This is a genomic window from Alcaligenes sp. SDU_A2 (assembly GCF_038237375.1).
In the GTDB taxonomy this organism is placed as follows: domain Bacteria; phylum Pseudomonadota; class Gammaproteobacteria; order Burkholderiales; family Burkholderiaceae_B; genus Alcaligenes.
The window spans coordinates 2,985,883-3,004,752 of the sequence record NZ_CP151273.1 but is presented as its reverse complement, the minus strand read 5'-3'; the positions used below and the strand labels follow the sequence as shown (position 1 = coordinate 3,004,752).

Sequence of the window (18,870 nt, the reverse complement as noted above, 5' to 3'; positions counted from 1 at the left end):
TCAGGTCTCGGTGAGCCATTTGTCGACAACGGCCGCCAGGTCGGCCTCGATGCGGGTGTTTTCGGGCAGTTCGCCTTTTTCCTGGGTGCGCAGGCCCTTGCCGGTTTGTACCAACCAGGGCACGCAGCCCAGGGCGGCGGCGGCTTGCAGATCGCGCAAGGAGTCGCCGACGGAAGGAACATTGTGCAGGCTGATTTCGTAGCGTTGCGCAATATCGCGGAACATGCCCGGGGCCGGTTTGCGGCAGGCGCAACCGTCGTCCGGGCCGTGGGGGCAGATGAAAATGGCATCGATCAGACCGCCGTGCAACGCCAGTTCACGGCGCATCTTGGCGTGGATGGCATTGAGCGTGGCCATGGAGAAAAAGCCGCGTGCCAGTCCCGACTGGTTGGTGGCGATGACCACCTTCCAGCCGTTCTCGGTCAGGCGCGCCAGTGCTTCCAGGCTGCCCGGAATGGGAATCCATTCGTCCGGACTTTTGATGAAGGCGTCGCTGTCCTGGTTGATGACGCCGTCCCGATCGATGATGGCCAATTTCACTATCGTGCCAGCCCCGAGATGTCCGCCACTTGGTTCATCAAAAGGTGCAGCTTGTGCAGCAGTGCCAGGCGGTTGGCGCGTACGGCGGGATCGTCAGCCATGACCATGACATCCTGGAAGAAATTGTCCACGGCGCTGCGCGCTTGGGCCAGGGTAGCCAGGGAGGCATCGAATTCGCCAGCTTCAAACTGCTGCTGGGCGACCGGCTGCAACAAAGTGATCTGCTGTGCCAGTTCCCGTTCGGCCGGCTCGACCAGCAAAGCGGTATCGAGCGCGGGCAGATTGCCTTCGGCTTTCTTGAGCAGATTGCTGACGCGTTTGTTGGCGGCAGCCAGGCTGTCGGCTTCGGGACGCTGCGCGAATGAGGTGCAGGCCTGGATGCGGGCATGCACCTGTTCCAGGGGCGGCTGCAAGGCCAGCACGGCATCGACCACGTTGCGGTCGTAGTCGTTGCCCAGTTGGTTGCGGTAGCGTTCGTAGATGAAGGCTTGTACCGCCGCTACGGTATCGGCGGCCAGCACGCCTTCTTTGAACAGAGAGGCGGCAAAACTGAGCAGTGCGCCCAGATCCAGGCGATGGTTGCCGAAGTAGCCGCCGCGTTCCAGTTGTTCGTAGGCGCTGATCAGGCCCAGCGCTGCGCGGCGCAAGGCGTACGGGTCGCGTTCGCCCGTGGGAGCCAACCCTATGCCCCAGATGCCCACCAGCACTTCGGCGCGTTCGGCCAGAAACAGCACGGCCTGGGTCAGGGTGCGCGGATGCACAGGCTGGTCCAGGCGATGGCGGTATTGCTCGCGGATGGCCAGCACGACATCGTCGGCTTCGCCATCGGCCTGCGCATAGTAGGCACCCATCACGCCTTGCAGCTCGGGGAATTCGCCCACCATATTGGAGTTCAGGTCGGCCTTGGCCAGCAGGGCGGCGCGCTGGGCGTGGGTTTTGTCTGCGCCAAGCTGATCGGCGATGTAGCCGGCCAGCGTTTGCAGGCGCTCGATCCGGTCCAGTTGCGACCCCAGTTTATTGTGGTAGACGCTATTGGCTAGCGTGGCCACGCGTTCGGCCAGGGCTTGCTTGCGATCGGTCTCGAAGAAGAACTGGGCATCGGCCAGGCGCGGACGCACCACGCGTTCGTTGCCTTCGATGATGTTGACCGGATTGTCCACGCGCATATTGCTGACGATCAGAAAGCGATTGGTCAGCGCCTGAGAGCCTGGGTCGAACAGCGGGAAGTATTTCTGATTCAGACGCATGGTCAGAATCAGGCATTCGGATGGCACTTGCAGAAATTGCTCGTCGAACTGACCCACGTAAATAGTGGGAAATTCGACCAGCGCGGTGACCTCGTTCAGCAACGCCTCGACTTCGGGGTCCTGGCCTAGCGTGGCGTTCAGGGCGCGGGCCTGGTTTTCCAGATCCTGCCGGATCTGTTCGCGGCGCTCGTCAAAGGAAGGCACCACTTTGCCGTGTTCCAGCAACTGGTCGGCCCAACTGTCGGCACTGTGGATGGACAGCGGCGTATCGCACATGAAGCGGTGGCCGTGTGTCTGGCGGCCGGCGTGTAAGCCCAGGGCGCTGACCGGCACGATGTCCGATCCCCACAGGGCAAGCAGGCCGTGGGCAGGACGTACAAAGCGTACGCTGGTCACACCGTCGGCCAATTGATAACGCATGACCTTGGGAATGGGCAGGTGGGTGATGGCCCACTCCAGGGCCTGTTGCAGGCCGTCAGCCAAGGCGGCACCAGGGGCGACGCCCCGGGCGTACAGATAGTCCTGCTTGCCGTCGGATTCGCGTACCAGTTCGGCGGCGGTGATGTGGCCCAGGCCCTTGGCGTCCAGGCGCTTGGCCAGGGCGGGGGCGATCTGACCGTCGTCGGTCAGCCCGATATGAGCGGGCATCAGCTTTTCGGTGTAGGGCTGATCGTCGGCCTGCTTGCGCACGGCGCTGAACCAGGCGGCCAGGCGGCGTGGCGTGGCGTAGGCGCGCAACTCGCAGCCCTCGGCCAGCAGAGCCTGTTCGCCCAGGACTTTCTGCAGGCCTTGGGCAAAAGCCTGGCCCAGTTGATTCAGGGCCTTGGGTGGGAGCTCTTCAGTAAACAGCTCGACCAGTAAAGGCTGTGTAGGGGAGGCGGTCATTCGCTGGCCTCCTGGGTGTTCTTGTTCAGCATGGGGAAACCTAGGCGTTCGCGGGAATCGTAATAGGCCTGGGCCACGGCCCGCGACAGATTGCGGATGCGGCCGATATAGGCGGCGCGTTCGGTGACGCTGATGGCGCCGCGCGCATCGAGCATATTGAAGGTGTGGGCGGCTTTCAGGGTCTGTTCGTAGGCGGGCAGGGCCAGCGGCACGTCGATGATGCGCTTGGCTTCGCTTTCGTAGTCGTTGAAATGGGCGAACAGCATGTCCGTGCCGGCATGCTCGAAGTTGTAGGTGGATTGCTCCACTTCGTTCTGGTGGAACACATCGCGGTAATAGATGCGCTGGCCGTTGTGGCCTTCGGTCCAGACCAGGTCGTAGACGCTTTCCACTCCTTGCAGGTACATGGCCAGGCGTTCCAGACCGTAGGTGATCTCGCCGGTGGTGGGCGTGCAGTCCAGCCCGCCGACTTGCTGGAAGTAGGTGAACTGGGTCACTTCCATGCCATTGAGCCAGACTTCCCAGCCCAGCCCCCATGCCCCCAGCGTGGGGTTTTCCCAGTCGTCTTCGACAAAGCGGATGTCGTGCGCCTTGGGATTGATGCCCAGTGCCTCCAGCGATCCGATGTACAGATCCAGGATATTTTCAGGGGCGGGTTTGAGCACGACCTGGAACTGGTAATAGTGTTGCAGGCGGTTGGGGTTGTCGCCGTAACGGCCATCTTTGGGACGGCGCGAAGGCTGGACATAGGCGGCGCGCCAGGGTTCGGGGCCGATGGCGCGCAGAAAAGTCGCGGTGTGGGACGTTCCGGCACCGACTTCCATGTCGTAGGGCTGAAGCAGCGCGCATCCGTGCTTGTCCCAGTATTGCTGGAGCGTAAGTATGATTTGCTGAAAGGTGAGCATGAGCAATGGCCAGTAAAGCGAGAAGCCGCAAAATTTTTCCATTTTAGCGTGAACTGCGCGCTTGCAGCATAAATAGGCCGGTCGTGGTCATCCCCAAGCCCATTGCGCGCCGCTGGGCGGACTGCCACCGGTCCTGCGGATAGCCCAGTTTTAGACGTATGATATGCGTTTGTTCAAACTTTGCTTATTTGCCGGCCGTATCCGGGCCGGCGATCCAGGAGGCCATATCCATGGGTGAACTCGTCAAGCTCGAACGCATCGGCAAGGTGCTGCTCATCACGCTGAACCGTCCCGAGGCGCGTAATGCCATTAATCTGGAGACGGCTCAGGAACTGGCCCAGGCGCTGGACGAGCTGGACAACAGCCCGGATGTGGCGGTGGGAGTGCTGACCGGTGCCCATCAGACGTTTTGCGCTGGCATGGACCTGAAGGCCTTCGCCAAGACCGGACAGCGTCCCTATGTCGACGATCGCGGCTTTGCCGGCATTTGCGAACGGCCGCCGCGCAAGCCCCTGATTGCTGCCGTGGAAGGGTATTGCCTGGCCGGCGGTTTTGAAATTGCCCTGTCCTGCGATCTGATCGTGGCGTCCAGCCAGGCTATGTTCGGCTTGCCCGAGGTCAAGCGCGGCATCGTGCCCGGCTCGGGCGGCATGATACGTTTACCCAGCCGTGTCCCTTACCACGTGGCAATGGAAATGGTGCTGACCGGCGGCATGTATCCTGCTGAGCGCATGGCCGAGCTGGGCTTGGTCAGCCGTCTGGCCGACGAAGGCCAGGCCCGCGAACAGGCTTTGGAGTTGGCCGCGCAGATTGCGGCCAACGGCCCGTTGGCTGTGCAGACCGCCAAGCAGGTCATTGCCGCGTCGCGCGATTGGCGTCAGGACCAGATGTTTGATCTGCAGCGTCCGCGCATTGCCAATATCTTCACGTCCGCCGATGCCAAGGAAGGTGCCACTGCCTTTGCCGAAAAGCGCGAACCTGTCTGGCAAGGCAAGTAATTCCCCCTCGTTTCACTCCGTTAAATAGATGCCACCATGACCACGATCAAAGAAGACGATCTGATTCAGTCCATCGCCGACGCGGTGCAGTTCATCAGTTACTACCATCCTACCGATTACATCCAGCACCTGGCCCGCGCCTACGAGCGCGAGCAAAGCCCGGCGGCCAAGGATGCGATCGCCCAGATCCTGACCAATTCGCGCATGTGCGCCGAAGGCCATCGCCCTATCTGTCAGGATACCGGCGTGGTCAATGTGTTCCTGAAAGTGGGCATGGGCGTGCGCTTCGATACACAGCGCTCCTTGCAGGAACTCTGTGACGAGGGCGTGCGTCGTGGCTATCTGAATCCGGATAATCCGCTGCGCGCCTCCATCCTGACCGACCCGTTGTTCACGCGTAAGAACACGCGCGATAACACACCCTGTATTGTCAACGTCGAGCTGGTTGCGGGCGACCGGGTCGACGTTCAGGTCGCGGCCAAGGGTGGCGGCTCGGAAAACAAGAGTAAGTTCGTCATGCTCAACCCCAGCGATTCGCTGGTGGATTGGGTGCTCAAGACCGTACCCACGATGGGCGCGGGCTGGTGCCCTCCGGGCATGCTGGGCATTGGGGTGGGCGGCACGGCCGAAAAAGCCATGCTCATGGCCAAAGAAGCCCTGATGGAAGACATCGATATGTACGATCTGCTGCAACGCGGCCCGCAGAACAAGCTGGAAGAGCTGCGTATCGAGCTGTACGAAAAGGTCAATGCCCTGGGTATCGGTGCCCAGGGCCTGGGCGGGCTGACGACCGTGCTGGATGTGAAGATCAATACCTTCCCCACGCACGCGGCTTCCAAGCCCGTTGCCATGATTCCTAACTGTGCCGCCACGCGCCACGCACATTTTTCGCTGGACGGTACGGGTCCGGCCGCTCTGGTGCCGCCGCCCTTGTCGGCCTGGCCTGATATCCATTGGGCACCGGATTACAACAAGTCGCGCCAGGTGAATCTGGACACCTTGACCCCGGCTGAAGTCGCTTCCTGGCAACCCGGCGAAACGCTGCTGCTGTCGGGCAAGATGCTGACCGGGCGTGACGCCGCCCATAAGCGTATTCAGGACATGCTGGAAAAAGGCGAATCTTTGCCGGTGGATTTCACCAACCGCGTTATCTACTACGTTGGGCCGGTTGACCCTGTCCGCGACGAGGCCGTGGGCCCGGCCGGTCCGACCACGGCAACGCGCATGGACAAGTTCACCGACATGATGCTGGAAAAAACCGGCTTGATCGCCATGATAGGCAAGGCCGAACGCGGTCCTGTGGCCATCGAGTCCATTCGTGCCCACAAGTCGGCCTACCTGATGGCCGTGGGTGGTTCCGCCTATCTGGTGTCCAAGGCGATTCGCAGTGCCAAGGTCGTGGGCTTCGAGGACCTGGGCATGGAAGCCATTTACGAGTTCGACGTCAAAGACATGCCGGTAACGGTGGCTGTGGATGCCCAAGGTGTATCGGTGCACAACACCGGCCCTGCACACTGGCGCAAGATCATTGCCGAGATCCCACTGGTCGCGGTGTAAGACGTCAAACGGGAAGCTTCGGTTTCCCGGCGCATAAAGCGCGAAACCCGCATTGAGTGTTGCTGGCTCTGCATTAACAAGCCGATCAGCAACGCTCCGTGCGGGTTATTCCTTATTGGTGACCAGGAGCAGCACTGCGACGATGAGTGTCAGAACTCCTTGAAATATTCTGTACATCGTTATGTTGTACGGTGTAGGGATGTTTTCTGGCTGACCCTCCGTATGGGCACACAACGTCGGTATGGGTGGTCTAATTAAAGGCCTTGTATGACGCAACTTCAGCGCTCCACAACGATTCCGCAGTTCAACCCCACTATTTGGAACACGCTTGAACTTGTGCGCTTACGCCAAATTCCCTGGCACAAAAAACAAGCCGTTTTTGAACAATTACAGCCTCTGGGATTAATCCAAGCCATTCCACAAACGACGCAGACTCCTTCCCATTTTCCCGCTCCCTTGATTGCCATCTTGACCGAAGAAGGGCGGCAGTTGTTGGAAGCCCGCTCCAATCAGCAAGAGGCCTTGATCAAGCAGTTGGGCGTTTGATTTTATCGCTTGAGCGTGTTTGGCGGATGCCCCTCGTGTGCGCTGCGTGTACAGCCTGCCGTTCGTCACGACCCGCTGCTAAGAAGTCCTGACAGCGGGTATCAACTCAGCCGCTTAATTTCCTGGTCGTGTACTTTGACCAGCAATTCGCTCAGGCTACCTTGGGCCAGTTCAAGTTCAGGGGCCAGATCGGCCAGCGGAACCAGCACAAAAGCCCGCTCATGCATGCGGGGATGCGGTACGGTGAGCCGTTCTGTATTGATCTGTTCTTGCCCGTAAAGCAATAGGTCCAGATCCAAGGTGCGAGGAGCATTCCGGTACAGGCGTGTGCGACCATGCTCGTGTTCGATGGTTTGCAGACAGTCCAGCAAGGTTTCGGGGTCCAGCGAACAGGTAAAGCGGATGACCGTATTGACATAGTCCGGGCCGCTGGAGTCGACTGGGGCGGTGCTGTAGAAGTGGGCCAGCGTCAGATCCTGGATACCGGTAGTAGCGGCCAGTTCAGCCGCTGCTGTTTCCAGGGTCTGTCGTGCTTCGCCCAGATTTGCGCCCATGGCAACAAAAACGGTGGTGTTGCCTGGAATCACGATTCGCTTGCGCCTGCTGCGTTGCTGCGTTTGGCATTGGAGCGGCGGCGGCGATTACGGCGCTGGCCGCTGCGCGGCGCGCCAGTCGCGCTGGTGCCGGCTGGTTTGCGCACGGCAATCATTTCGCTGCGCTCGTCATCGCCGGCATTGGCCAGATCCATCCACCACTGTGCTTGCACGCTGTCCACTTCCTTGGCTTCCGCACGCAGCTGCATGAAATCCACGGCGGCGCGAAAACGTGGCTGTTCGGTCATGCGCCAGATGGCCCGGTTCGCGATCCGCTCGAAACGCGGCTGCATGAACCAGATTTCGCGCATGTCCGACTGGAAGCGTTTCTGGATGGGCATGATGCGGGTCTGGCTTTCGATGACGGCGTCGGCCGCTTCCAGCAGCGCTTGCTGGGGATGTTCGCCTTTATCGCAGCGCTGCTGCCAGTCTTTCTGAACCAGTTTCCAGAGCAGGCAGGCATAGATAAAACTGGGGCTGGCGGACTTGCCGGCGCGCACCCGGCTGTCGGTACGGGCCAGGGCCATCTCCAGGAAGGCCTCGCCGCCGGGCAGGCGCTGCACGGCGGACACCATAGGCAGCAGCTTGCTGTCCAGGCCTTGGGCCTGCAGGCGACGGATGCAATCCATCGCATGGCCGCAGCTCAACAATTTAAGTGTTTCATCGAAAAGGCGCGATTCGGGCACGTTTTCGATCAGGCGCGCCAGGGGCTGGATGGGGGCCTTGGTCTTGCTTTCTATGGTGGCGTCCAGCTTGGCGGCAAAGCGTACGGCGCGCAGCATGCGTACCGGATCTTCGCGGTAGCGGGTTTCCGGGTCGCCGATGATGCGTACCAGACGCTCTTTCAGGTCGGCCACGCCATTGTGGTAGTCGATGACGGTTTCGGATAGTGGATCGTAGTACAGCGCGTTCAGGGTAAAGTCGCGGCGCGCAGCATCGTCTTTCAAGGTGCCGAACTCGTTGTCGCGCAGGATACGGCCGTGTTCGTCGGTTTGTTTGCCGCTGTCGTCGGCCCGGAAGGTCGAGGTTTCGATGACCTCCTGGCCAAAGACCACATGAACCAGCCGAAAGCGCTTGCCGATGATGCGCGCGCGCCGGAACAGCGCACGGATCTGCTCCGGTGTGGCATTGGTGGCTACGTCGAAATCCTTGGGCTCCAGGCCCACGATCAGGTCGCGCACGGCTCCCCCGACCACGTAGGCCTCGTAGCCTTGCTGGCTGAGGACTTCGCAGACCTTGACGGCATGGCGCGACACCAGGCGGCGATCGATGCCGTGCTCCTGACGTTCGTAGCGGCGCGGTCCGCTGGAGCGGGTGCGCTGCGATGGATTCAGGAGTCGGTTGACGAATGTTTTTATTGTTTGCTTGAGCATGCGTGTGATTTTACGACTTGCTGTCCATCATGTCAGCGAACAGATCAATGATAGACCAGCCGCGCTCGGCAGCCACGGCCCGCAGCCGGTCGCTGGGGTTGGTGGCGACGGGATCGCTGACCACTTCCATCAAGGGCAGGTCGTTGGGCGAATCGCTGTAGAACCAGCTGCGCTCGAAGTCGGTCAGGGACTTGCCCATGCCGTCCAGCCACTGGTTGACGCGGGTGATCTTGCCGGCCTGGAAGCTGGGCACGCCTTCGATCTTGCCGGTGTAGCGGCCCTCGTGCATTTGCGGCAGGGTGGCGATCAGGTGCTGCACGCCCAAGGCGGCGGCAATGGGGCGGGTGACAAATTCGTTGGTGGCGGTCACGATGGCCACCAGATGGCCCTGGTCCTGGTGGTGGGCCAGCAGTTCGCGCGCTGCCGGGGTGATGGATGGCAGGATAATAGCCTGCATGAACTCGTCCTGCCAGGCCAGCAGTTCCTCTTGTGTGCCTCGGGTCAGCAGGCCCAGCATGAACTCGGCCGATTCTTCGGCGGTCAGCAGACCCTGGTTGTAGCGCTCCATCAGGTCTTCATTGCGACGTACGGCTTGGACAGGGTCGCCGGCACGGCCTGTGCGGGCCAGAAAGTCCGCCCATTGATAGTCGCTGTCCAGGGGAAGCAGGGTGTGGTCCAGATCGAAAAGGGCGATAGAAGAAGATGCAGTCATGACTCAGGAAGAGGAGTGGGTCTGGCTGTTGGCCAGCAGTTCTTTGAGCAGGGGTAAAGTAATGGGGCGTTTCTTTACCAGCGAATAATTATCCAGCGCATCGACCAGAGCGCTCAGGCGGTTCATGTCGCGTGCGTAGTGGGTCAGAATCCAGGTGACGACCTCGGCCTGCAAATGCAGGCCGCGCGCCTGGGCCCGCTGTTGCATGGCTTCGGCGCGATGGGCGTCGGACAGGTATTCCAGCCGAAAAACCAGGTCCCAGCCTAGCCGGGTACGCAGATCTTCGCGCACGGACATGGCCTTGGGCGCACGGTCCCCTGAAACGATCAGGGTGAACGCGTCTGCGCGGGTGGCCGACTCGCGCCAGCGATTGTACAGTGCAAATATGGCAGCCTGTCCGGGTGGGGTAAAACGTTCTATATCGTCTACAGCCAACAGGCGCGGTGGGGGGGCATCGCCGGTGGCGATGCGAAGAATGGGTGCGGGAGGATCATCTGCACTAAAATAGCGGCTATTGTCCCGACTGGCCATGGCTTGCAGCAAGTGCGTGCGGCCTGCGCCGGGCGGCCCCCACAGATAGACCGCGCGTCCTGGAGCGCACTGGCGCAGGGCCTGCAACGCAGCCTGATTCGCTCCGGCAACAAAGTTGTCCAGAGAAGCAGGCGGCGCTGGAGATATATCCAGAATCAGTTGCTCGGTCATGTGTCGTACAATTTCGTCCAACTCGCAATTTTCACATATCCCACGGCTTTTCTCATGAAAAACAATACTTCTGTTTCCTTGACCTACCGCGATGCAGGCGTGGATATCGACGCGGGCGATGCCCTGGTCGATCGTATCAAGCCACTAGCTGCCAAGACCATGCGCGCGGGCGTCATGGCTGGAATCGGAGGCTTTGGCGCGCTGTTCGAAGTGCCTACCCACCTTAAAGAGCCGGTGCTGGTTTCAGGAACCGACGGCGTCGGCACCAAACTGCGCCTGGCATTTGACTGGCAGCGCCATGACACCGTGGGCATTGACCTGGTGGCCATGAGTGTCAATGACATTCTAGTCCAGGGCGCAGAACCCTTGTACTTTCTGGACTATTTTGCCTGCGGAAAACTGTCGGTGGACACGGCGGCCCAGGTTGTCGGTGGCATCGCCAAGGGCTGCGAGCTGTCCGGTTGCGCCCTGATCGGCGGCGAAACCGCTGAAATGCCCGGCATGTATCCGGAAGGCGAATACGATTTGGCCGGTTTTGCGGTGGGCGCGGTGGAAAAATCGCGCATCATTGACGGTAAATCCATTGCCGCTGGCGATGTGGTGCTGGGCCTGGCTTCCAGCGGCGCACATTCCAACGGCTATTCCCTGATCCGCAAGATTCTCAAGCACGCCAATGCCAAGCCCACCGACGAGTTGGATGGTCGTCCCTTGGCCGATGTGGTCATGGAGCCCACCCGCATCTACGTCAAATCCGTTCTGGCCGCTTTGGCCGAGCACGGCACTGACATTAAAGGTCTGGCGCATATCACCGGCGGCGGCTTGCTGGAAAATGTGCCGCGCATTCTGCAGGATCACCTGACGGCCCGCCTGCGCCGCGATTCCTGGACCATGCCCGCCTTGTTTCAGTGGTTACAGGCCAATGGCAATGTGGCTGATGAAGAAATGTATCGTGTCTTTAACTGTGGCATTGGCATGATCATTATTGTTCCCGCCGACAAGGCCCAGGCCATCAGCGCCACGTTGCAAGCTCAGGGCGAACAGGTCTGGTCGCTGGGCGAGATCGCGGAGCGCCAAGAGGGGCAGCCGCAGACAGTGGTCGCCTGATTCGCCGGCCCAGAGAACTCCAAAAAAAACCCGATGCCAAGGCATCGGGTTTTTTTTGTTTGAAGGCTGGGTAAAGCGTTGCCTGTCGCGGATCGGGCATGTGTTCAGTACATGCCGCCGTTCATTTCTACATTGCTGCCTGTCAGATAGGCAGCTGGTTCACTGCAGATGAAGGCGACCAGCGCGGCGATTTCGGCGGGTTGACCCAGCCGGCCCAAGGGGATTTGCGGCAGGATCTGGCTTTCCAGCACATCGGCCGGGACGGCATCGACCATCGGCGAGTCCAGGTAGCCGGGGGACACGGTATTGACGGTGACGCCTTTGCGGGCCACTTCCAGCGCCAAGGACTTGGTAAAGCCATGTACACCGGCCTTGGCTGCGCCGTAGTTGGTTTGCCCGAATGCGCCTTTAAAGCCATTGACCGAGGAGATATTCACGATGCGGCCCCAGCCTTGGTTGACCATGCCCTCGATCAGGGGCTGGGTCATGTTGAACATTGAGTCCAGATTGGTGCGCAGAACTGCGCTCCAGGATTCGCGCGGCATTTTACGCAAGCTGGCATCGCGGGTAATGCCTGCACCGTTGACCAGGATATCGACACTGTGGCCGTCGGCGACTAGTGTATCGGCAAGCTGACGGCAACTGTCATAATCCGCGACATCGACGGCGTACAGCAAAAAGGGGCGGCCCGCTTCTGTGTGCTCGGTGAGCCAGGCTTGTTCAGCCGGGCCGTTTTGGCGGCAGGTAACGATAACCCGATGGCCGGCATCGTGCAGGGCCAGGGCGATGGCCTGGCCCAGTGCGCCTGTGCCTCCGGTAATCAGGGCGGTGCGTGTGCTATTCATGGCGGTACTCCGTGCTATGGCTAAAAAATGGCGCAAGAGCGGGTCTGTTGCCGCTTGCGCCCATGCGGCAAGGCAGGGGCCGGGCTCAGGCCATCTGGCTGAGCGTGCGGCGGAAACGTCTGAGCGAAACGGCAAACAAGGCACTGCCGATCAGCAGCAGCGCCAGGAACGGCAGCCAGACCACATCAATGCCGGCACCCCGGTACAGAATGGCCTGTCCCAGTTCGACAAAGTGCGTGGTCGGCGCGGCCAGCATGATGTCTTGCACTAATTGCGGCATGCTTTCGCGCGGCGTATTGCCCCCCGAGAGCATTTGTAATGGCAAGAGCACCAGGACCAGCAACATGCCGAACTGCGGCATGCTGCGCGCCAGCGTGGCCAGGAAAATGCCCATCGATGTGGTCGCGAACAGGTGCAGTGCCGTGCCGGCCAGAAACAGCGACACCGAGCCTTCTATGGGCACCTGAAGCAGGCCGCGTACTACCAACACCAGGGACAGGCCGGCTGCCGTCAAGACCACCAGTCCCATGGACCAGATCTTGGCCAGCATGATTTCGGTGGGGGTGACCGGCATGACGAGCAAGTGTTCGATCGTACCGTGTTCACGTTCCCGGATCAGGGCGGCGCCGGTCAGGATGATGGACAGCATCGTGATGTTGTTGATCAGTTCGGTCATCGCGCCGAACCAGGATTGCGTGAGGTTTGGATTGAAGCGCAAACGTATGGCCTGGGCGACCGGCGGCGGATCGATGCTGCGATAGCGGCGCAGAAATTCGTTAATCTCGTCGTTCAGCATCTGCTGGATGTAGCCGCTGCCGGTAAAGGCTTGAGACATGCGTGTGGCATCGACGTTTAACTGGATTTGCGCCGGCTTGCCGGCCAGCACGTCGCGTTGAAAGTTGGGCGGGATGGTCAGGGCAAAGGTGTAGTCGCCCTGATCCATGCCGGCATCCAGCTCAGTCGAGGTAATGATGACGGGCGGCAAAAAATGGGGGGGGAAGAAGGCGGCGGCCAGGCGTTGCGACAGGGGCGATACATCTTCGTCCACAATCGCGATCGGGGCCTTGTGCAAGGATTCGGGCATGGCCGTGGCCGCCGAGTAGATCATCAGCGTAAAAGAGACCACGATCAGGATCAGCATCATGGGGTCGCGCGCCAGACTCCACAGCTCTTTGACGCCCAGGCGATAGATATTGGCAAGATGGCGGCCCATGGTGTCAGCTCTCTTGTTTGCGCAGCAGCCAGACAGCCGCGCCCAGAATCAGGGGGACGGAGGCCATCATGGGCCAGAACTGGCTGCCCAGGTCGGCCAGCGTCAAGGCCTTGCTGAAGATGCCTCGGCTGATGGTCAGCATATAGGTGGCCGGGTAGATTTCCCCGATCAACCGGCCACTGCCTTCCAGCGACGAGACAGGATTGAGCAGGCCAGCAAACTGAATGGCCGGCATCAGCGTGCCCAGCATGGTAAAGAACAAGGCGGCAATCTGGCTGCGCGTAAAAGACGAGGCCAGCAGGCCGATGCCGGTGGCCGCGACGCTGAAGATCAGCGCAGCCAGCAGCAAGGCGGGCACGCTGCCGCTGATGGGAACATCGAACACGGTTACGGCCAGCAGAACCATCAGCAGGAAGTTGGCCATGGCCAGCACGATGTACGGGGCTTGTTTGCCTAACAGAAATTCCAGGCGGGTGACCGGGGTGACATACAGGTTGATGATGGAGCCCAGTTCTTTTTCACGCACTACCGACAGGGCGGTCAGCATGGCTGGCAGCATCAGCAGCAGTAAAGGGATGATGGCCGGCACCATGGCCGGCAGGCTGCGCACATCCGGGTTGTAGCGAAAGCGGGTTTCTATGCTGGCTGGTGGGTTGAATGTGGTTCCATATTGTTGACGTGCCTGCTCCATCAGCCAGTTTTGGTGTATGCCTTGCGCATAACCCCGGACTGTTTCGGCGCGCTGGGGCATGGCACCGTCGATCCAGACACCGATCTGCACCGGCAGGCCGCGCTGCAGGTCGCGGGCAAAGCCGGGGGGGATCTCGATGGCCAGGGCGAGTTCGCCTGAGCGCATGCGGCGGTCCAACTGGGTGTAGTCGGTAATGGGAGGCTGTTCGATAAAGTAGCGTGAGCCGGACAGGTTCAGAGCGTAGTTCTGGCTAAGCCCGGTCTGGTCGCGGTCCAGCACGGCATAGCGCAGGTCTTCGACGTCCATGCTGATGCCAAAGCCCATGACGAACATCAAAAGAATCGAGCCCACCAGTGCCAGGGTGGCGCGCACAGGATCACGCTGCAGCTCCAGCGCTTCGCGCCACATATAGCTGGCGGCACGGTTCAGGCTAAAGCCTTTGTGGTGTTGGGCAGAGGGCTTCGCGTGTTCCTGCGGCGCGGCGGTGTTCGGAGGGGCGGGCGGGGTACCGGCTCCAGCTTGCAGCAGATGGTCAATAAAGGCCTGTTCCAGGGTGGCGGTGCCGCACTGGCGGGTAATGTGTTCGGGCGTGTCGCTGACCAGCACACGTCCGGCATGCATCAGCGAGATGCGGTCGCAGCGCTGGGCCTCGTTCATGAAATGGGTGGAGATGAAAATCGTGACCTTGTCTTGGCGAGCCAGTCGGATCAGCAGGTGCCAGAAATTGTCGCGCGCTACCGGATCGACGCCGGATGTGGGCTCGTCCAGAATCAGTAGCTCCGGTTTGTGGACCATAGCCACTGCCAGCGATAGCCGCTGGCGCACGCCCAGCGGCAGTTTTTCGGGCAGTTCGTCCATGACCTGGACCAAATCGAAGCGCTGTGCCATTTCTTGGACGCGGGTGTCGATCTGCGCGGCGGGCACGTGAAACAGGCGGGCGTGCAGCACAAGGTTCTGGCGTACGGTCAGCTCGCCATACAAGGAGAAGGCTTGCGACATGTAGCCCACGCGCCGGCGCGTGTCGATGTCGCGCGGGTCGACCGGGTGGCCGAACAGCCAGGCCTGCCCTTCGCTGGCAGGCAGCAGGCCGGTCAGCATTTTCATGGTGGTCGATTTTCCACAGCCGTTCGAGCCCAGAAAGCCGAAGATTTCACCACGTCGGATCTGGAAGTTCACGTGATCCACGGCAATAAAGTCGCCAAAGCGCATGGTCAGGTCCTGAGCCTGGATGGCGATCTCGGCTGAATCGTCCAGCTCCAGAGGCACAAACTCGACGGGGCGGTGATCACGGGTTTTTTCTTGGGGCAGCAGGGCGATGAAAGCCGCTTCCAATGAGTCGCAACCGGTGGATTGCCGCAGTTGATCGGGGGTGCTGGCTGCCAGAATACGGCCGGCGTCCATCGCGATCAGCCAGTCGAAGTCCTGTGCCTCGTCCATATACGCGGTGGCGACGATGACGCTCATGCCTGGACGGTCCTGGCGTATGGCGCTGATCAGTTCCCAGAACTGGGCGCGGGCCAGGGGATCGACGCCGGTGGTGGGTTCGTCCAGGATGAGCAGGTCCGGATCGTGGATGAGTGCGCAGCACAATCCCAGTTTTTGCTTCATTCCACCGGATAGTTTGCCGGCCGGGCGTGCCAAGAAGGCGGACAGTCCCGTGGCTTGAGTGAGCCTGTCGATGCGTTGACGGCGTTCGGCGGCATCGTGGCCGAACAGGCGACCGAAGAACTGCAGGTTTTCTTCGACTGACAGGGTGTGATAGAGGTTTTTTCCCAGGCCCTGGGGCATGTAGGCGATGCGGGGGCAGATGGCTTCGCGGTGGCCGACATTGGCCATATCACCGCCTAGTACCCAGACTTTGCCTTCATGGACGGCGCGTGCGCCTGCCAGCAGCGCCAACAAGCTGGATTTACCTACTCCGTCAGGACCGATCAGGCCGACCATGCAACCGGATGGAATGCCTTGGCTAAGGGTATCCAAGGCAAGAGTCTGGCCATAGCGCAGCGTTACGCCGTCAAGCCGGGCCACCTCCATCAGGGCACCCGAATTTCAAGATCGGATGGCCACGCGGCCTGGTCATCCAGCTTGATCCAGGCCATGCCGGGCAGGCCGGTCTTGACCTGGGCCAGATGTTTTTGCAGCAGATCCGCATTGATCTGAGCTTTGACGCGGAACATCAGTTTCTGCCGTTCGCTGGCGGTTTCCACCGTTTTCGGCGTGAACTGAGCCGTGCTGGCCACATAGCTGACGGCGGCAGGAATGACATACTGTGGCGCAGCGTCCAGAACGATGTGGACCTCGGTGCCCAATGCCACCCGGCCAACGGCTTGTTCGGGAAGAAAGAAGGTCATGTAGACATCGGCCAGATCAACCAGATTTAATACCTTGCCTCCGGCAGCCAGCACTTCGCCGCTATGGGCTATCAGGTATTGAATACGTCCGGCGCGCGGCGCGCGCAGTTCGCTGTCCCGGATGTCGGCCTCGATGCGTGTAATGCTGGCCTGTGCAGCACCCACGGCCGAGCGAGCGCCGATTTCCTGTGCCTGGGCGGCCTGTATCGCGGCCTCGGTAGCGGCCACCTGGGCGCGGGCGGCCGCAACGGCCGCCGTGGCGCTGTGCAGGCGGGCGCGGTTGTCGTCCAGTTCCTGAATGGACAAGGCTCCTTCTTGCGCCAGCGTCTGGGATCGCTTCAGGCGCCGCTGCGCCGCATCCAGTTCGCTGTTGCGTTGCGCAACGACGGCCTGGGCAGCGACTTTGTCGCTTTCACGCAGAGCGATCTGGGCCTTGGCGCTGGCGGCGGCATGCACGGCTTGCTGATGTTGAGCCAGGGCTTCGTCGCGCTGCGCATTAAGTGTATCGACCTGCATGCGCGCCAACGTCTGGCCGGCCGCCACGAACTCCCCTTCCTTGACCAGCACGTCTTGAATGCGTCCGGGCAGTTTGGTGGCAATGTCGATTTCGGTGGCTTCGATGCGCCCATTGCCGCTGACAAAACCTTCGCCGGGACCGCGATCCTGCAAGGCGTGCCATCCATAATAGACGGTCAGAGCCGCGATCAGGACGATGGCTGGAATCAGATACTTGCGGGCCGTCATCAAAGGTGTCCTTGCAGGGGTTGGGATGGTCGTAAAGACACAGGCCGATCACACGCAGGCCGCGAAAAGCGAACCGGGAAAGATAGGCCGTGTGTGTGGGTTCAGTCGAGTACGTAGGTTCCGGGTGCCGGGCCGAGCGCAGGATAGCCGGCGTCGGGAGCGCCCAATGTAGGCGCAGGGGCGGTGGCCGGACCGGAACGGGTCGCCAGCCACTGGGTCCAGGCCGGCCACCAGGAGCCTTCGTGTTGCGGGGCCTGTTCCAGCCACTGCTCGGCAGGGATGCCGGGGGCGTTGGCGGCGCGGCACTGCATACGATAGTTGCGGCGGGGATGGCCTGGCTCGCTGACGATACCGGCGTTGTGGCCGCCCCGCGTCAGCACGAAAGTCAGTTCGGCGGGGCTTAGAAAATGCAGTTTGTAGACGGAGCGCCAGGGTGCGACATGGTCGGTTTCCGTGCCCACCACAAACAGCGGCATCTGTATTTGCCCCAGGGTCAGGGGACGGCCATCGACCAGATAGCGGTTCTGGGCCAGATCGTTGTTCAGGAACAGGCGGTGCAGATATTCGGTGTGCATGCGTGCCGGCATGCGCGTGGCATCGGAGTTCCAGGCCATGAGGTCCGACATGGGATGGCGCTGGCCAAGCAGATATTCGTTGACCAGGCGCGACCAGAGCAAGTCGTAGGAACGCAGCATTTGGAAGGCACCGGCCATTTGCTCGGCGCTAAGATACCCTTTGCGTCCCATTTGGGCCTGCAGCATGTGGATCTGGCTGTCGTCGATGAACAGGCTAAGCTCGCCAGGTTCGCTGAAATCGGTCTGAGCCGTGAACAGCGAGAGGCTGGCCAGGCTGGTGTCGCCGTCGCGCGCCAGGGCGGCCGCGGCAATGGCCAGCAATGTGCCGCCCAAGCAATAGCCGGTGGCGTGAATTTTCTGCTTAGGCACGATGTGTTGGATGGCGGTCAGCGCCGCGCCTATGCCGTCGCGCAGATAATCGTCCATGCCAAGGTTGCGTTCGGCGGTTCCCGGGTTTTTCCAGGAGATGCAAAAGACGGTAAAACCTTGACTGACCAGATAGGCAATCAGGGAGTTGTGCGCGGACAGGTCCAGAATGTAGTACTTCATGATCCAGGCCGGCACGATTAGAACAGGCTCCGGATGGACTGTGGGCGTGCTGGGCGCGTACTGCAGCAGTTCCATCAGGGCGTTGCGATAGACGACCTGGCCTGGCGTGACGGCAACTTCGTGGCCCGGGCGAAAGTGTTCGGCCCCGGCCGGCGGGCGTCCGCTGACTTGTCGCAGTCCGTCGTCCAGCGCATATTGCGCGCCGCGCAGCAGGTTCAGGCCGCCTTCTTTCAGGGTCTGGCGCAGTACTAGCGGATTGCTGAATAAGCCATTGCCCGGAGAGAACATGTCCAGCCACTGGCGGGCGGCAAACGCGGTGACTTGCGCATGATGCGGCGCAACACCCGGTACTTGACGCGTAGCCGCTTCCCACCACCGCTGGGCCGAGACAAACTGCTGATGGTAGAGGTTGAAGGGCCACTGCTGCCAGGCGGGATCAGCGAAGCGGTGGTCCGGTTCATGGTCGTGAGCGGTGCCTAGGGTCAGGCTTTGAATCAGCTGGGCTGCTTGTCGCCATGCCAGATCGGCCAGCGCCAAGCGTTTGCCGGGCGCGTTGGCCAGATGGCTGGCCCAGTCCGTCCAGGCCAGCAGGCCTGCCGCGGGCGAAAGCGACCCGGTCCAGCGTGCCAACGCTGCCGCAGCCGCGTTGTCCAAAGCCTGCGCCGCTTGATCCAGCGGCCTCGTTCTGCCATTGCTCATTGATGCCTCACCGTGTTACTGGCGCCACTACATGAACGTAC

At 61.2% G+C, this 18,870-nt stretch carries 16 protein-coding genes; 4 read left to right on the top strand and 12 right to left on the bottom strand.

Translation table 11 applies throughout. The features are described 5' to 3' along the window. Genes gmhB through glyQ form a run of 3 tightly spaced genes read right to left on the bottom strand, consistent with a single transcriptional unit; the run spans position 1 to position 3,577 of the window. The gene (gene gmhB / locus AADW57_RS13910) at positions 1–540 is read right to left on the bottom strand and encodes a D-glycero-beta-D-manno-heptose 1,7-bisphosphate 7-phosphatase (RefSeq protein WP_341667489.1); all 540 of its coding nucleotides are present in this window, start codon (positions 538–540) and stop codon (positions 1–3) included. Beyond that, positions 540–2,672, bottom strand: a complete 2,133-nt coding sequence (gene glyS / locus AADW57_RS13905; protein WP_341667488.1) for a glycine--tRNA ligase subunit beta — start codon at positions 2,670–2,672, stop codon at positions 540–542. The genes gmhB and glyS overlap by 1 nt, the downstream gene beginning before the upstream one ends. Next, complete coding sequence (glyQ, locus tag AADW57_RS13900) at positions 2,669–3,577, bottom strand: glycine--tRNA ligase subunit alpha (RefSeq protein WP_341667487.1); 909 nt, start codon at positions 3,575–3,577, stop codon at positions 2,669–2,671. Before glyQ ends, glyS begins: the two co-directional genes overlap by 4 nt. Before the next feature lie 230 nt (positions 3,578–3,807). Between glyQ and AADW57_RS13895 the strand changes: the two genes are divergently transcribed. The 3 genes from AADW57_RS13895 to AADW57_RS13885 all read left to right on the top strand — a co-directional run bounded on the left by AADW57_RS13895 (position 3,808) and on the right by AADW57_RS13885 (position 6,678). Continuing rightward, on the top strand, positions 3,808–4,575 hold the full coding sequence (locus AADW57_RS13895) for a crotonase/enoyl-CoA hydratase family protein (protein ID WP_341667486.1): 768 nt from the start codon (positions 3,808–3,810) through the stop codon (positions 4,573–4,575). 36 nt (positions 4,576–4,611) lie between these two features. Next, complete coding sequence (locus AADW57_RS13890) at positions 4,612–6,132, top strand: fumarate hydratase (RefSeq protein WP_341667485.1); 1,521 nt, start codon at positions 4,612–4,614, stop codon at positions 6,130–6,132. A 267-nt stretch (positions 6,133–6,399) separates the two neighbouring features. Continuing rightward, positions 6,400–6,678 carry a hypothetical protein gene (locus tag AADW57_RS13885; RefSeq protein WP_341667484.1) on the top strand — a complete coding sequence of 93 codons (279 nt, stop codon included), beginning with the start codon at positions 6,400–6,402 and terminating at the stop codon, positions 6,676–6,678. A 101-nt stretch (positions 6,679–6,779) separates the two neighbouring features. On the opposite strand, the gene folK is transcribed toward AADW57_RS13885, so the two are convergent. Genes folK through hda form a run of 4 tightly spaced genes read right to left on the bottom strand, consistent with a single transcriptional unit; the run spans position 6,780 to position 10,058 of the window. Then, complete coding sequence (gene folK, locus AADW57_RS13880; RefSeq protein WP_341669705.1) at positions 6,780–7,232, bottom strand: 2-amino-4-hydroxy-6-hydroxymethyldihydropteridine diphosphokinase; 453 nt, start codon at positions 7,230–7,232, stop codon at positions 6,780–6,782. Positions 7,233–7,261: 29 nt separating this feature from the next. Further along, entirely contained in the window at positions 7,262–8,644 is a 1,383-nt protein-coding gene (pcnB, locus tag AADW57_RS13875) for a polynucleotide adenylyltransferase PcnB (protein WP_341667483.1), read from the bottom strand. Positions 8,645–8,654: 10 nt separating this feature from the next. Beyond that, entirely contained in the window at positions 8,655–9,356 is a 702-nt protein-coding gene (locus tag AADW57_RS13870; RefSeq protein WP_341667482.1) for an HAD family hydrolase, read from the bottom strand. A 3-nt stretch (positions 9,357–9,359) separates the two neighbouring features. Further along, positions 9,360–10,058 carry a DnaA regulatory inactivator Hda gene (gene hda, locus AADW57_RS13865; RefSeq protein WP_341667481.1) on the bottom strand — a complete coding sequence of 233 codons (699 nt, stop codon included), beginning with the start codon at positions 10,056–10,058 and terminating at the stop codon, positions 9,360–9,362. Positions 10,059–10,112: 54 nt separating this feature from the next. Here hda and purM point away from each other — a divergent pair, with 54 nt between their 5' ends. After that, positions 10,113–11,162, top strand: coding sequence for a phosphoribosylformylglycinamidine cyclo-ligase (gene purM, locus AADW57_RS13860; RefSeq protein WP_341667480.1), 1,050 nt, complete (start codon positions 10,113–10,115; stop codon positions 11,160–11,162). Between the two features lie 104 nt (positions 11,163–11,266). Here purM and phbB read toward each other — a convergent pair whose 3' ends face one another. The 5 genes from phbB to AADW57_RS13835 form a co-directional block, all read right to left on the bottom strand. Continuing rightward, entirely contained in the window at positions 11,267–12,007 is a 741-nt protein-coding gene (phbB, locus tag AADW57_RS13855; protein WP_341667479.1) for an acetoacetyl-CoA reductase, read from the bottom strand. A gap of 85 nt (positions 12,008–12,092) precedes the next feature. Beyond that, positions 12,093–13,220 (bottom strand): ABC transporter permease, encoded by a 1,128-nt coding sequence (locus tag AADW57_RS13850; RefSeq protein WP_341667478.1) that lies wholly within the window; start codon positions 13,218–13,220, stop codon positions 12,093–12,095. Positions 13,221–13,224: 4 nt separating this feature from the next. Then, positions 13,225–15,945, bottom strand: coding sequence for a ribosome-associated ATPase/putative transporter RbbA (rbbA, locus tag AADW57_RS13845; protein WP_341667477.1), 2,721 nt, complete (start codon positions 15,943–15,945; stop codon positions 13,225–13,227). Beyond that, positions 15,945–17,006 (bottom strand): HlyD family secretion protein, encoded by a 1,062-nt coding sequence (locus tag AADW57_RS13840; protein WP_341667476.1) that lies wholly within the window; start codon positions 17,004–17,006, stop codon positions 15,945–15,947. Before AADW57_RS13840 ends, rbbA begins: the two co-directional genes overlap by 1 nt. 101 nt (positions 17,007–17,107) lie before the next feature. Beyond that, positions 17,108–18,829: a PHA/PHB synthase family protein gene (locus AADW57_RS13835; RefSeq protein WP_341667475.1), complete on the bottom strand. Its 1,722-nt coding sequence runs from the start codon at positions 18,827–18,829 to the stop codon at positions 17,108–17,110. Between the last annotated feature and the right edge of the window lie 41 nt (positions 18,830–18,870).